Below are 15,305 nucleotides of genomic sequence, written 5' to 3'. Positions count from 1 at the left end.
TAAAAGTGCTTTAACAAATATACGATATGGGACTGATTGTTATTGAAAAGATGAATTCGATTTCAGACACCATTTTACAACGAAAAGGTGCTCGTAAAGTTAATGAGATACCTCCAGAAGTTGTTAGTTTACTTCAAAAGGGAGCTTTGGAGAGTGTCAATCTAACGGAGTGGTTGGCTGTTGATCACCTGGAACTGCTGCGCAATATTTTGCCTGAAATAGGATTGGAGCAGGAGTCAGAACCGAAGTTAACAGCTCTGTATGCTCAGAACGAAAAAAGGATAATGAAAATTATACCGGCAGTAGCAAATGAATGGCTGGTATTGTTGGAAAGACAACAACCAGCAGAGCAATCGCGTATTTTTTCGTTACTAGTTAACCATCGTTCTGACAGTGTACGCTGTTGGGCTGCTTATGTCGTTGGATTAAACGAGAAACTGAATCTCGATCAGAAGCTTGCAAGCATCCGCCCTTTTGCTGCCGACTCTCATTTTGGTGTACGTGAGATTTCTTGGATGGCTGTAAGAGAGTTGATTATCCATAATCTGAATCAATCATTGAATATTTTAATCGACTGGGTTTCAGACTTTGATCCCAATATCAGAAGATTCGCCATCGAAGCCACTCGTCCACAAGGTGTTTGGGCTAAACATATACCTGTTTTAAAAGAAAATCCTGGACTAGCCTTACCGCTTTTAGATACAGTAAAATCTGATCCATCCCGATACGTACAGGATTCGGTTGGCAATTGGCTCAATGATGCAAGTAAGTCTAATCCGGATTGGGTAATTCGGGTGTGCAAAGAATGGTCTGAAACTTCCAATACTAAAGAAACGAAACGGATTGTAAGCCGGGCTCAAAGAAGTTTATCAAAAGACGGGCTTGTATAGTTATATTAGTGAAAAACAGCACCTCAATACTGAGATGCTGTTTTCATGTTATTCTTTAAATTCGCAATAATGTTGTTCCATTGAAATAACATAGTCCTGAGCAACTTTAAATCCTCATGTCATTATTATCGTCTTTGTTCTTGATTCTTACTAGAAGCGAGCTTACCGATTTCACTAGGATTGTAACCAAATGTTTTTCGAAAGAGTGATGCAAAATGACTTACATTGTGGTACCCAACCTGGATAGAGGTTTCGCTAACGTTCGCTTTTCCCTGCTCTAATAGATTTCGAGCCTCGTTCATTCGTAGTCCACGCACATAACCGAATACTGTCGTTCCGAACAATTCTTTGAAGCCAAGTTTCAACTTGTAATCATTAAGCCCAGTTAATCTCGCAAGCCCAAGTAAGCTAGGAGGCTGCTTCCAGTTACGAGATAATATATTCTTCGCTTCAAAAAGGCATTGGATATCATAGGACGTTAGCTTCGATGTAACTTCCTTTTTCATCTCTTCTTTACCTGTTCCATCTAAGTGAAAAGCTAGTAACTCTAGTGCTTTTCCTTCTAAATAAAGCCTCTGAAGCGAGCCGTTATAGGGACAATTCTTCATTTGTTCCACGAGCTGTAGAATATGAGGAGAACCTGCGATTTGTCTGCAAAAGACTGGATTTGTGGTCAATCGATCCAGCTCTGGAAGAATGGTGTTGAACTGCCGCATATCGAATCGAAGCTCCATATGCAGCATTCGCTCATTGTGTGACATCTCTGCATGCATTTTTGTGTCTTTAATATAGAGAAGCGTCGATACGCCTGTACACAATTCGAAATCTTGTGCCTCACCAGATGTTTCCCAACAACCTTTACCCGATATGGTATAAGAGATCTCCAGATGCGGATAGTGGATGCCGACATCCATCGTCATCGGCTCGTACATTTGTGTATCGATCCAATTGATCTCGAGCCCTCTTCTTAGATGAATTCGTTGTAAATGACCCGTTCCGCTCTGTGCCGGAAAAGAATAGAATTGATGATACGGATTCTGTGGCGAGGTTGACGGTTTAAGCTCGTTAAACTCGCTGTATACCCCTTCCAAATCCCAAGTTTCTAGCTGTAGTTTCAAAGCCATTCTCCTTCCGTTCCATTCGTGATTGCATTCAAGCTTTACCATTAGGCTTTATCCTGATAATCATATGTTGTCTTCGTGAAAAATATTTTCCTTAAGGAAAATAAATAGCTAAAAAAAGGCAGCAGGTTGAGTATGGCTCACACAAAAATGCCATTCATCTGATCCTGCTGCTCTTTCATTCACCGTCTCTTCACGCTTCAGATCATGATTCATTAATTATATATTAACGAGATCGATAATCATTATCAATACATTTTAAAAAAAATAAGTCCTTTCTCCAAGGACGCATCCCTCCACTATCAATGCCGCTAAATCATTTGTGCGGAGAATCAGAGAGCCAAATGATCGCAATGGTCATGTTGCCGAGCTTCGTTCTACTGGCTTATTGTTCACCGTAAATAACGTTATGGCCATAATAAGAACCAATCCAGCAATGACTGCAAAAGGAAGATGTCTATCCAATTGATAAAGGCTTGTGCTTAGAATTGGCGCGATCACAGCCGATACACCTTGAACAAAACCCACAAGTCCTGCTAGACCTCCTTGCTGGTCGTGGGCAACTGCTAGCGATGCACCCGCCATAAAGCCCGGCATCATCAGACCTGATCCCACCCCGAACAAGAAGAATGCGATGTAATAGCTTATTAAATGATTGACTAACAAAAATAGCGCTATGCTAATGATGAACAATAGTGATCCAACCATAATAAGCTGTTTAGGCTGCCATTTTTGCTTTTTCATTTGAATACCCTGTGTGATGATCATCGCTACCCCTGTAAACATTAAGCCCAATGAGACCATTCTAGCGGTTTCCTGTGTAGTCAAAGATAATTGGTCTTGAAAATAGAATCCTCCGATTACCTGCAGGGTAACAATACTTAGCATGGTTACGAGACCTGCAAATAGATAAAGGCCCACACCTTTTTGAAACGGATTCACCTTTGGTGGCTTTTCTTGAACAATTGGTTTGTGTGCAGGGATTAGTACTAGTACAACGATAATGGCTATTATCGGCAGCAAAGCTCCAATATAAAGGGGCCAGATCAATCCGATCAGGGCGAACACCCCTGCGATCGCCGGCCCAAGCACAAGGCCAAGTCCATTGGCGGCTCCAATGAATGCCATACCTGCAGAACGTTCTTTTTCATCGGTGACGTCCGCCATATACGCTTGCGCCGACGAAGGGACGGCCGGGATAAATAGTCCGACCATAGCACGTGCTGCAATGAGCAATGCGACTAAAAGTCCGCCGTTTATGAGTCCATTGAGTCCAGCATACATGGTCGCTGTAAACGCGACGTAACTCACAAACATTCCTATGAAGCCAAGTATAATCACAGGCTTTCTTCCTTTTACATCACTGAGACGTCCCCATACTGGAGCCATTAAGGCCATCGCAACGGAACCTAAAGAAATAATTAAGCCCGAGTGTGATTCACTCAAACCCAATTCTCGAATGAGCGGAGGCATGACAGGTGCAATGATCATCAATCCCACCATCGCAACAAAGACACTAAAAAATATACTAAATCGAATTCTAGCCATATAACATATTTCTCCTTTCGCAGCATCTTCTAATGACGCTTTACTTACTGAATGTTAAGTGAAATCCGCAACCTCTGCTACCATGAAACGGATTGTTCCTACGGAGAAACGGATTTAGTTTTTCTAATGCTGGTTCAAATAGTGAGCATTCACCTGTGCAGTCAATAAAAAAGCAACTGAGTTTTCAAAACTCAGTTGCTCAATCCGCATTATTGCATATTGCTTTTATCGAGTTGCTAACCTCACTTATCGCTTAGTAACTGGTCGCGCACCTCGGTCAGTGCAAATCCAAGTAAGTTTTTCCCCCGCCATTTCAATGGATTGTCTACGTTCGGATTGTCTTTCGCCATTCCAATTCCCCAGATCCGATCAACAGGACTCGCTTCCACCAATATTCGGTTTTTCGTTGTTTTCATATAGTCCCAAAGTTCCGGGTTCTGCTCGAACTTAGCATGGTTTCCTCGTTTAACAATATCGTAGCAATTTCTTTCCCAAACGTTGTTATCGAAGGATCTAACCGCACGTCCGAATTCCTTCATCTGTTTTGGATGTTTGGCATTCATAATCGCTTCAAGCATTTTTTCATCACCGAACAGCCGCGCCTTTTCCGCCATCATATATTGTTCGGTGCAGCTGTAGGACTCGCCTTCCACGATGAAATGGCATTTCCACCACTGGCTGAAGCAGCTCGAATTGACGCTGCCGTTAGCTGGGGGCGTGTGTCCCCAGAAGTATAGGAACTTCTGTTTTTCTCCCGCTCGGTATGCCTTTTGTAAGTCATCAATATTATATATCATTCTATCCTCTCCCGATTTCTCCGGTACAGTCGTGATGGGCGATGTCCGGCATTTTCTTTATAATGGTCTGTTTCCTCGACGAGATGAGCTGATTTGCGGCGAAAGGCCGCTTTCAGTAATTCCTTGTCCAGAATCACTTCGTATACCTGCTGAAGTTCCGTCAGTGTGAACAACTCCGGCATCAGGTGTAGTGCAATATCGGTATATTCTACCTTCCCCCTTAAGCGTTCGATAGCGTACCCGATCATTTTTGCATGATCAAAAGCGAGTCCATCATTGGTGAGTATGGTGTATACAACAGCCGAAGCCGATTCTATCGATTTTTTCTTACGCTCAACAATGGACTTTAGTGTCTCATGCTCGTTACTTAGTTTAAGTTCGTAATGGTTTGTCTGAATATAACCGTCCTCCAACAATTCCTTCTGTTCCTTTATTAGACGGTAAGAAACAGTGAACCAGGAGGCATCGTTCGCATCGTCCCCAGCCTCAATCTTCACCTTGGTACTATCAATTAATGCCATATAGGCGCAGCTCATTACCCATGTCCGCGGGTCGCGCCCCGGTTCGCTAAACGTGTAGAGCTGCTCCAGATACACGTTGTTTACTGCCGTCTCCTCCCGAAGTTCCCTCTGAGCCGCCTGTTCCGTCGTCTCCGTGGGGCGAACAAAACCGCCCGGTAGCGCCCATTGTCCCAAAAAGGGGTGTTCTCCCCGGCGAATAAGCAGTACTTGCATATTCTTTTCCGGTAGTTTGCGGTAGTTCATCTCTTCGGTATCGGCCACCGTGAAGATGACCATATCCGTCGCAACTGACGGACGGACATAATCTTCTGCGACATATTGGGCAAGAAATTGCTCCTCCGTAAGCCCATTGTGGTCTCTTGCCACCAATTTCACCACCTGTTCGAGCTGTTAGTTATTAACAATATGTTATTATCAAAGTGTTACTAACAGGATATACGTTATGGTACCTTTTGTCAACTGGAGTAGCGTAAGCTTTTGTCAATCGCCCCGTTCTATGTCCGCAGTCCGCATGAATCAATGAAAAACAAAAAAAAAGAAAAAAGCGCAAGGTAGCGCCTTTCTCTTTATTTGTTATAGATATCTGAAGTGTGCATACTCCAAACCTATCCATATAATTTAGCTTCATCTCTTCTTCCAGGTATCTTTCAACGGTACGATACGATTAAATACAAGTTGGTCATCAGTAGTGAACTTCTTATCTACGCAAAAATAGCCATGACGTAAAAATTGAAATTTTTGCTCTAGGAGAGGATGTTCAACGAGAGATTCCATCAAAGCATCCTTTATAACAACATGTGAGTCTGGATTGATGACATCCGTCCAATCAACACTGTTCTCCTTTGGAATGTTCTGCTCTAAAAGTAGTTTCTCGTACAGATGAACCTCTGCTTTTATAGCGTGATCCGCTGAGACCCAATGGATCGTTCCCTTCACCTTACGTCCAGTAAATCCAGTACCACTCTTTGTGATCGAGTCGTAAGTACAACGAAGCTCCGTAATTTCACCAGTATCCGGGTCCTTGATCACTTCATTGCATCTGATGAAATAAGCACCTTTTAGTCTTACCTCGGTATTTAAACTTAGCCGGTGAAAGCCCTTGGGTGGCAGCTCAATAAAATCGTCCCGTTCGATATATATCGTTTTGGAAAAAGGAACCTCTCTTTTCCCCAGATCCTCGTTCTCGTTGTTGTTTTCAATCGTTAACAGCTCAACTTCATTTTCCGGATAATTGGTAATCACGACCTTAAGAGGGTGCAAAACAGCCATGACGCTAAGTGCTTTTCCCTTTAGATCTTGCCTTAGACAGTGATCAAGCAACGAGATGTCTACCGTGCTTTGGGTTCGGATACTTCCAATTTCCTCAATGAAGCTGCGTATGCTTTCCGGTGTAAAGCCTCTTCTTCTTAAACCTTGGATCGTCGGAAGCCTCGGATCATCCCAGCCGTCTACGTCCCCACCTTCTACCAACTGCCTCAAATACCGTTTGCTTGTCACGACACCCGTTAAGTTCAGTCGCCCGAACTCCCTTTGTCGCGGGGGCTCAGGGATAGCAAGCTCCTTTAAGACCCACTCGTACAATGATCGATGGTCTTTGAATTCAATTGAGCATAAGGAATAGGTGATTCCTTCAATTGCATCTTGAATAGGATGAGCAAAATCGTACAGTGGATAGATGAACCAGTCTTTTCCCGTCCTGTAATGCTCAGCATAAATAATTCGATAAATAACAGGATCACGCAAATTGATATTAGGCGAACTCATATCGATTTTGGCGCGAAGAACTTTGGAGGAGGCCGGATAGAGGCCCTTCTTCATATCCTCAAAAAGCTCCAGATTCTCCTCGACAGATCGGTTTCTATATGGGCTATTCCTGCCCGGCTCCGTCAAAGTCCCCCGATATTCTGTTACTTCTTCCGGTGATAAATCACAGACGAAGGCCTTTCCATGCTGTATCAAGGCAACTGCGGCCTTATATATTTCTTCCGAGTAGTCCGAGCCGTAATAGATATGCTTTCCTGGATCATAACCGAGCCACTGGATATCCTCGATAATCGCGTTCACATACTTAATATCCTCCTTAAGAGGATTCGTGTCGTCAAAACGTAAATGAAACGTTCCATTATACCTTTGAGCCAATATATAATTCGTGTGTATGGCGTATGCGCTCCCGATATGAAGATAGCCGTTAGGCTCAGGTGGAAATCGCGTGCACATGTCCCGCTCGAATGGTCTTGAATCAAGTTCTTCGCTAATCAATCTTAATAAAAAATTTTCGTCGTGATACTTCTGTTCCGTACTCATGTCGACTCCTCCTAATGAACTGGATAAGTGGTAATTGCAAATAAAAAAAACTTCACCTCCAAGACTTCATGTCTTGGGGACGAAATTTTTCGCGGTACCACCCCAGCTTCATTAATATGTCGCCATATTAACCTCATCAAGTACGACATTGCAGGCAATGTTTATACTCTAGCTCTATAACGGGAGCTCCCGTCACGCCATCCCCGCTCACGGTTCCGACATGCTGCTCAGAGGCTTGTTTCGGGTAAGGGCTCTTTGCTCCTTTTCAGCTGCCGGAGCTCTCTGTACAAGAACGTTTTTCCCTACTCTTCTCATCGTTGCGTTTAAAATATTGCATATATGATAACAAATCATTCCCTTTTCTGTAAACGACTATTCTCCGTTATATACGCTCACTGTATGTTCGTCTAAACGTGATTTATTGATCATTTTTTGGCTGTATTCATAATTAAATTATAGACTATTGATAGTGCATCTTTAGACTCAAACTGGCTCATGTTACGAATGAATAATTCTTTGTTTTGAGATATTTCTTCAATATATTCAAGTAATGTTTCCGTGGATAGATGCTCTTCATACAATACTTTGCAATAACCGTTTCGTTCAAAAGAAGCCGCATTAAGAAGCTGATCACCTCTACTCTGTTCCTTCGTGAGTGGTATCAGTATCATCGGTTTCTTAAAGTATAAAAATTCAAAGATCGAATTGGACCCTGCTCGAGAAATAACAAAATCGCACATGGCCAATATATCTGGTAATTCTTCGTTTATGTATTCGTATTGGCGATAATCTGAATTTGTAAGTGAGGAATCCAACTGCCCTTTCCCACATAAATGAACGATCTGAAAATGTTCTGTTAATTTAGATAAGGAATCTCGAACAACTTGGTTAATCCTCCGCGCCCCAAGACTCCCCCCCATAATTAAAATGGTTGGCTTTCCTCGTTTTGTAAATCTCGTGAAAATTCGTCCTCGTTCCGCGTTTCCCTGTTTTAATTTCTCCCGAAGTACCGGACCTACATAGTGACATTTATTTTTGCCTAATGAATTTGCTGTTTCCGGAAAAGTAGTACATATTACACTAGCAAATGGAATGGCAAGTTTATTGGCTAATCCAGGAGTAAGATCCGATTCATGAATGATCACCGGTATTTTGTTTAGCCATGCTCCAATGACAACAGGTACAGAAACAAATCCACCCTTAGAAAACACAATGTCTGGTTTTTGACTTTTTATGATTTGATAAGCTTGAAACACACCTCTTACAACTTTGAATGGATCTTTTATGTTTTGGAAATCCAGATACCTTCTCAACTTTCCTGTTGAGATTGAATAATAGCTAACGCTTGAAATAGGGGTGACTAATTCCCTTTCTATGCCGTTGTTAGATCCAATATATCCAGTTGACCAGCCTGCCTCAATAAATTTTGGTATTAACGCGAGGTTTACTGTAACATGTCCTGCAGAACCGCCACCAGTAAAAATTATTTTTTTCATCTATTCACCCGAAATGTTTGTATTGGTTAAAATATACTCGATGTACATTCGATGTAGTACAGCATTAAAGTATGTTGTATCCCTTGACACCCATATTACCACAACATGGTATTAATTTTCGTGATGTTTAGAGTGTTTGACCATTAAATATTATAAAAAGAAGCCGATTTTCTATAAACAGAAAATCGGCTTCTCGATGCTTATGTGATTGTTATCGAAAAGTCTACTTACATTTATAACCTATAATCTTTTTCATGATAGTAGGTTACCTTGTTTTATGTCGAACAATCTTCCTGCTTACAAATACCATGATGATCGCCAGTACGAGAAAATACAAAGGCATCGTTGCTAATGATCCATTGTGAAGATAACTCATGCCACTCGTAATAAGGCTGACAACAACGTAGTAACCCAATCCAAAAATGGCACCCGCTGTACCAAGTACATCACTATAATGAACAAGTGCTAAACTCAGACAATTTGGAATGGCCATACCAATCCCCAACAGCAGGGTAAAGATACAAGCTACCATAATAGCCAAAAATATGATGGAAGGACTAATTCCATAAAGGGCAAGACCCGTGAGACATACGGCGCCCACTGTCGTAACCATAGAGCCGAAAAGGATAATTTTTTCCGCTGGATATCTGGTTAGCATTTTCTTCGAAAGCATCGCCCCTAGTATGGATGACAATGCCACAAAAATACCAAAAAATCCAAATACACCAGGGCTCATGTCAAAAAATTCAATAAAAATAAATGGGGCTTCTGCATAATAACTAAACAATATACCATTGGTTGCCCCGATGAGAAAACCAAATCCCCATACTCTTCGGTCTGAAACCAGCCGCTTTGCCACAGAAAGTGTGTTAATTCTTGAGGTTGTGGGCACTCTTGTTTCAGGCAGAGAAACGAACGTATACGTAAAAATAGCAACGCTCATCACAATAAGAGTGAAGAAAACAGCTCTGAAACCAAGCCATTGATCTACCCATCCTCCAATGAGTGGCCCAATTGCCGGCGTAAAAGCAAGAGCTGCAGAAATTTGAGCAAACACAGCATGACGCTTGGCTCCATCGATACTCTCGCGCAGAATCGTTTGTGTAACGACAGAACCAGTACTTGCACCAAAAGCCTGAACCAATCGGCTTATTAATAACCATTCGGCGGAGCCAGACAGGAAGCACCCCAAACTTCCTATTCCATAAACTAAAATTCCCCAAAGCAATGCGGGACGCCGCCCAATAGAATCCGAAAGCCTACCCCAGCAAAAAACGCCAACGGCGAAGCCTAGGAAGTAAATACTGAGTGTCAGTTGGATCATGTTGCTACTTGCATTTAGATTACTAGCTATATCCGGTAATGATGGTGTATATATCGTTTCGCTAATTTGTGGGAAACCCACAAGGATAATTAATAGTAACAATGATGGTGTTGAGATTTTTCTTTCCACAGCTAATCCCCCTATAATTCAAAAATCTCAGTTAGCTATGAAGAAATCACGGGATAGGGGGTTTGCATTTGATCAATCTAGTAAATGAGAGCATTTTTTTCACCTTTTATTCTTTATAGGGGGGAGTTCTATCAAGCATTATAGCAAGTTTTGGGGATATTGACCATTGGATCTTAATCTAAAGTCTACTTTTTGGCGGGGCGTGCCTATCCTTATTTTCTAAGTAGCTATAACTTTTTTGCGTTATTAAATCTATGTATTCCAAATTCCTTAAAGTCTGATGCTAATATGGCTTCTCGAAGTGGATACAAGTTTGTTGTGAATCTTAACTCTATTCCCTTATTGATTAGTCGTTCAATTAAGTTGGTTACTTCGTCTACTTTTATAGGTTCAACTTCCGAATGTGAGATATAATAACCAGCTGTCTTATCAAAAAGTTCAAAGTTGTCGTGGTTGAAACCTCGGACAATCCCTCAGAAAATAATATGTAAATTCATGCTCCTCATCTATAGCCCAAACCGCAGCTGGAAAGCCAGGTCGATTCTGTTTTTCTTTGGGTTTAAATATTTTGATACTATCATCCTCACTAAAATGAAATAGCATTAAAGCGCCTCATTAGAAAAGCACACAAAGAACCCGACCCAATTGGATCGAGCTCTTGAGCTTATGGATTCGCAACTTTAGCACACTATACCAGAACCTTTAGGACATCATCAATTTTAAGTCCATGAGACAGAATGCCATAATTCATCCAAGTCATAAAATCAACCTCATACACACAACGGTTCCTCACTGCCGGAAGAGCCTGCCAAGAAGGGGTATTCAACAGTCGGCGTTCCTCACCTTCCAACATCGAATGCCGCTTATCAAACATAATGAACAGATGATCGGCATCCAACCGTTCGAGCCATTCTTGCGTAAGCTCTACTCTGCGATGATAATTCGTTAATTTCCGAACGAGGGGATGAGGCGTCAGCCCTAAATCGCTGTATAGGACTGGTCCTGTATAGCCACGTTCTGATCCTGCATACAGGCTCACGCCAAGAGCAGATATTCGAAGACACGCAACAGTCTGCTTACGAACAGAGCGGTGAAGCAAGCTTCGAGCTTCATTCGCTTTATATTCATATTGCTCAATAATATCCTGAACTAGACTCGTCCTCCCTAGTAGATCAGCCACCGTACGCAAAGTAGCACGCCAATCCTCACCGGGATGTGTCAAGTTATAGGTTGGCACCAACTCGGTGATCTGATCAAAAGGCATCCAACGATCCATTCCCCCGTCTAATAAGATATGATCCGGTTTGTGGTCAAGTAATGTATCGATCGGGTTTCTAGCGATATCGAATATAGGTACATTCTGCAGACCAAGATACTCTTGTTTCCCCCATCCTACATGGTAGCATTGCATAACAGGTGTTACGCCTAAGGCCACCAGAAAATCTTCAAGAAACGGAGCGAACACGCGAGATCCATCTCGTAAATGACGACGGTATTGTCCCGGAGAAATTCCGAATGTTTGCTTAAATCTCCGACTAAAATAGTATTCATTACTAAACCCAACATGCTGGGCGATATCCATGAGTCGGTCATCGGTCGTCTTCAGTAAATGCTTCGCCCGATCAATCCGAATACGATTTAGATATTCTAGTGGAATTTGACCTGTAATCTCTTTAAACATGCGCGTATAGTGCCAGCGGGAGACTTGTGCCACCTCTGCCATCTGATCTACCGTCCACGTACTCCGATAATTCTGTTTGATATGCTCGATAGAATTAGACACAGCCTGGCGTATGCTCATTTCCTTATGGATGAAAAGGTTTTGTTCAAATATGAATCTTAGCAACTCTTGAAATCTGACATGGTTACGAAATAATTCCATTTCATCTTGGGAATTTCGATTCTGATAGATTGCTTCCAAGTAATCGATGCATTCTGAAAAAGGTTGGCACACCACCTCGCCACTACACGGAATATGATGTGTTAATCTTAATGGTAGATCTTCTGGAAACTCTGAAGTGTTCAGAAGAGACACCTCAAAAATTAGTCGATAGAAGCCTAGTCCTTCCTCTCCAGCTATCATACACGTTGTCATATCGGGCGTGACAATCATGCAAGATCCTCGCTTCAAGCAAATTCCTGTGCCGTTTATGACAATTCTCCCGTCCCCGCTTGTCATAACCAACATCGTATAATTCCGAATAAAGCTATCTTCCTGGTGCCAATCCGACGTTTTAACGTTATATTGAATATCCGTTAGAACATAGAACCAAGTTGGTCGAACCATGCCTATCCTCTTTTCTTCCTGCTTACTTGACGAACCACTTTAATAGATCATCCAATTTCAACATATTGGCCGTAATTGCGCCTGTCTGCCAGTGTGATCGATCAGCCATATAGACATTGCCTTTCTTGACAGCTGGCATCAACTTCCATAACGGGCTGTCTAATATTTTCATCGCTTCCTTATTCTCTTCCGAAGTCCACGAACCGTTCGACGGTAATAGGATAATATGATCAGCATCAAATTTCGGAATCATCTCTTCAGATAGAATAGCTTGGAATTCTTCCATGTCTCTCACTGACGCATTCGGTTTCAGTTCCAATTCTTTATAGAGAATATTGCCTACAAATCGATTATTGATGCCAAACAGCGCAATCGATTTGTCGCCAATGTTCAACCTCATGACTGCGACTGTCTCATCTCCGATCGTTGCTTTTAATTTGGCTTTCGCGTTGGAGACCTTTTGGTCATAATCACGAAGGACCTGATTTGCCTTATCAGACATACCCAATACATTAGCTATGGTTTTAAGGATTTCTCTTGGATCTTGAACCACCGATTCCGTTACTCTGTATGTCGGCGCTACCTTGGAATACGTTTCGTATTTAGCCGCATCCGCTGCACCGTCCACAAAGATCAAATCCGGACTTGCCTCCAGCATCGCTTCGATGTTCCCACTAATATCAAATTGAGGCACATCCAATTTCAAATATTCCTGGATTCCCCAAGTCGGATGGTACCATTGCACAATAGGTGTTATACCCAATGCTACCAGGTAGTCTTCCAAATAAACCCCAGCAATACGCTGAGGATCTGTGGGGACCTTCACCTCACCAAATTCATCCCTCACAATTCGTGTTGAATTGGACGCATCTCCTTGCTCTTCTGACGGTTTGTCCTTATTTTCCGTAACCTGTTGAGATTGCGCTGTATCCGCTGTATCCTTTGGTGCTCCGCAACCAGTCAATCCGATCATCAGAATCAGCGTCACTGCTATGAAGACAGTCATTATTTGACGTGATCTTGCCATAAATGTTCCCTCCCATGAATGTTGTATATGTACGAATAGTGAATACGATCTATCCAACAATAATGATAATCATTCTCACTGATACAGGTCTATTATATAGCACTCGTTTGGTTCGAACAATGCACATTTTCAAAGTGATTCTTATACAAACTTGAGTGCTCCTATCAAAAAAAGACAATCGCATTCATCGCGATTGTCTTTTCTATGATAAGAATTGTGTCCCTATCCGAGAGAAAATGATGCCTTTGTTTAATCGATAATTTGGTTTTTGAGAGCATGCGCTGTGAATTCATAAAAAGCATCAGCATTTTCCCAAGTTGGGAAGCCTGCTTGTGCCAGAATATTGCTGCCCCCGCCTTTTCCATTGTAACTCCCAAGATGTGCTTTGAAGAATGCACCACAGGAACGCCCAGAATTGCTATTCTGAGATAGAACAACTTTATTCTCAGCAGCAGTAGCCAATAGTACTGGTACATCACTTTGCGAGGTGATTTTGGCCGCCAAGCTTTGTAGATCTTTAAGCGTTTTGTCTTCAAATATATGTGCGATCAGAGTGCCTCCATGGCTAGATAACAATTCTTGTGCAACATATTCGTCATTTTTTTCTTTAAGAATGGTTAGTTCGACTTGGAGCTGTTTTTGCTCCTTCTCCCATTTCTCAAACCGGTCTAAGATTTCATCTTTGCCGGTATTGAACTTAGCAGACAAGGCACCCAATATCCGCTGGCTATCGTTAAACTCCTCTAAGGCTCGGTATCCGCATATAAAATAAATCCGAATGTTTCCCTTTTGTTTCTCTGCCTTAAGCAGCTTAATTATTCCAATTTCGCCTGTTGAAGAGACATGTGTTCCTCCGCAAGCGTTGTACTCTACTTCCTTGATTTCTACAATCCGAATATTCTCCGTCACCTTTGGCTGTTTTACAAGATCCAGTTGATTGGCCTCTTCCCCGGTAACGAAATAACTTATAATGCTATGGTTCCGATAGATTTGCCGGTTGACTTCACGCTCAATGGATTCAAGTTGACTTGTGCTCAGCTCAGATGTTTCTACGTCAACCGTGCAATAATCGGTTCCCAAATGAAAACTTAAGGTCCTTGCTTGGCACAAGTTCAGGCAAACCGCCGAGAGCAAATGCTGTCCGCTATGATGCTGCATATGATCAAATCTTCGATTCCAATCAATGGAGCAGCTTACTGTGCTTTCTTCGGGAAAACGTTCAATCTTATGTAATATCTGCTCCCCTTCACTGAAGACATCTAGCACAGGAATTCCCTGGATATACCCTATATCACAAGGTTGTCCACCCCCATGCGGATAAAAAGCCGTCTCTTCCAGAATTACATAATAGCCGTCATCTTTCTCTACCGTTTCTAAAATGCTTGTTTCCCATTGGGCCAGATAAGCAGAATCGTAATATAGCTTTTTAGTCATGACTATTTTCCTCTCTAATCTCGAACATTATTTAAATATATAGTTGTTTGATTATACAGTCAAAAAAGAGACGTGATCTCCTCTTTCACTCTTAAAAGTCTAGTCATTTGAGCCTCTATGTATGCCGAGTGTGAGGGTGACAGGTAACACCTTTTTATACAGATAAGTAATTAAGTAACGTATTATATTGTTTTCGTGTGAATGATCAAAGAGGAGATAACCTTAGTTCTCTTTCTTTTGTGAATTTTTCATATATTGTTTTTTTCACTCGATTTTATTCTCACTGCCTCAACCGTACGGTTGATTTCCGCCTCATTCGGAATTCCACTCCAATTTTGGTAATAACAAAAAGAAGGAGCTTAGCTCCCTCTTCGTCCTACTTGTAAGTGATGATTTAGCTTTGACTATCTTTGGAGAATAAGGTGCC

General features: G+C 41.9%; 11 protein-coding genes, 1 pseudogene and 1 other annotated feature. Of the genes and pseudogenes, 1 reads left to right on the top strand and 11 read right to left on the bottom strand.

The annotated features are described in order from the left end of the window. Nucleotides 1-26: 26 nt before the first annotated feature. Nucleotides 27-890 carry a DNA alkylation repair protein gene (locus tag B9N86_RS12240; RefSeq protein ID WP_244563051.1) on the top strand — a complete coding sequence of 288 codons (864 nt, stop codon included), beginning with the start codon at nt 27-29 and terminating at the stop codon, nt 888-890. Between the two features lie 125 nt (nt 891-1,015). On the opposite strand, the gene B9N86_RS12235 is transcribed toward B9N86_RS12240, so the two are convergent. The 11 genes and pseudogenes from B9N86_RS12235 to B9N86_RS12190 form a co-directional block, all read right to left on the bottom strand. Then, nucleotides 1,016-2,008, bottom strand: a complete 993-nt coding sequence (locus B9N86_RS12235; protein ID WP_208919463.1) for a helix-turn-helix transcriptional regulator — start codon at nt 2,006-2,008, stop codon at nt 1,016-1,018. A gap of 360 nt (nt 2,009-2,368) precedes the next feature. Continuing rightward, nucleotides 2,369-3,559, bottom strand: a complete 1,191-nt coding sequence (locus tag B9N86_RS12230; RefSeq protein WP_208919462.1) for an MFS transporter — start codon at nt 3,557-3,559, stop codon at nt 2,369-2,371. 242 nt (nt 3,560-3,801) lie between these two features. Further along, a complete protein-coding gene (locus B9N86_RS12225; RefSeq protein ID WP_208919461.1) occupies nt 3,802-4,356 on the bottom strand; it encodes a riboflavin biosynthesis intermediates N-glycosidase in 555 nt (184 codons plus the stop codon). After that, nucleotides 4,353-5,246 carry an NUDIX hydrolase gene (locus tag B9N86_RS12220; RefSeq protein WP_208920280.1) on the bottom strand — a complete coding sequence of 298 codons (894 nt, stop codon included), beginning with the start codon at nt 5,244-5,246 and terminating at the stop codon, nt 4,353-4,355. Before B9N86_RS12220 ends, B9N86_RS12225 begins: the two co-directional genes overlap by 4 nt. Before the next feature lie 255 nt (nt 5,247-5,501). Next, a complete protein-coding gene (locus B9N86_RS12215) occupies nt 5,502-7,181 on the bottom strand; it encodes a glutamine--tRNA ligase/YqeY domain fusion protein (protein ID WP_208919460.1) in 1,680 nt (559 codons plus the stop codon). 72 nt (nt 7,182-7,253) lie between these two features. Then, nucleotides 7,254-7,508, bottom strand: a binding site (T-box leader). A 98-nt stretch (nt 7,509-7,606) separates the two neighbouring features. Then, nucleotides 7,607-8,677, bottom strand: coding sequence for an undecaprenyldiphospho-muramoylpentapeptide beta-N-acetylglucosaminyltransferase (locus tag B9N86_RS12210; RefSeq protein ID WP_208919459.1), 1,071 nt, complete (start codon nt 8,675-8,677; stop codon nt 7,607-7,609). A 265-nt stretch (nt 8,678-8,942) separates the two neighbouring features. Beyond that, nucleotides 8,943-10,130 carry a multidrug effflux MFS transporter gene (locus B9N86_RS12205; protein ID WP_208919458.1) on the bottom strand — a complete coding sequence of 396 codons (1,188 nt, stop codon included), beginning with the start codon at nt 10,128-10,130 and terminating at the stop codon, nt 8,943-8,945. A gap of 227 nt (nt 10,131-10,357) precedes the next feature. Continuing rightward, nucleotides 10,358-10,733, bottom strand: a pseudogene (locus tag B9N86_RS30770) (DUF6886 family protein). 85 nt (nt 10,734-10,818) lie between these two features. Further along, complete coding sequence (locus tag B9N86_RS12200; protein WP_208919457.1) at nt 10,819-12,417, bottom strand: AraC family transcriptional regulator; 1,599 nt, start codon at nt 12,415-12,417, stop codon at nt 10,819-10,821. A 22-nt stretch (nt 12,418-12,439) separates the two neighbouring features. Beyond that, nucleotides 12,440-13,444, bottom strand: a complete 1,005-nt coding sequence (locus B9N86_RS12195) for an ABC transporter substrate-binding protein (RefSeq protein ID WP_208919456.1) — start codon at nt 13,442-13,444, stop codon at nt 12,440-12,442. Between the two features lie 249 nt (nt 13,445-13,693). Further along, complete coding sequence (locus tag B9N86_RS12190) at nt 13,694-14,878, bottom strand: alanyl-tRNA editing protein (protein WP_208919455.1); 1,185 nt, start codon at nt 14,876-14,878, stop codon at nt 13,694-13,696. Nucleotides 14,879-15,305: the final 427 nt, after the last annotated feature.

The sequence above is a fragment of the Paenibacillus uliginis N3/975 genome (assembly GCF_900177425.1).
Classification (GTDB): domain Bacteria; phylum Bacillota; class Bacilli; order Paenibacillales; family Paenibacillaceae; genus Paenibacillus_AQ; species Paenibacillus_AQ uliginis.
This window is presented reverse-complemented; position numbering and strand designations above follow the sequence as displayed.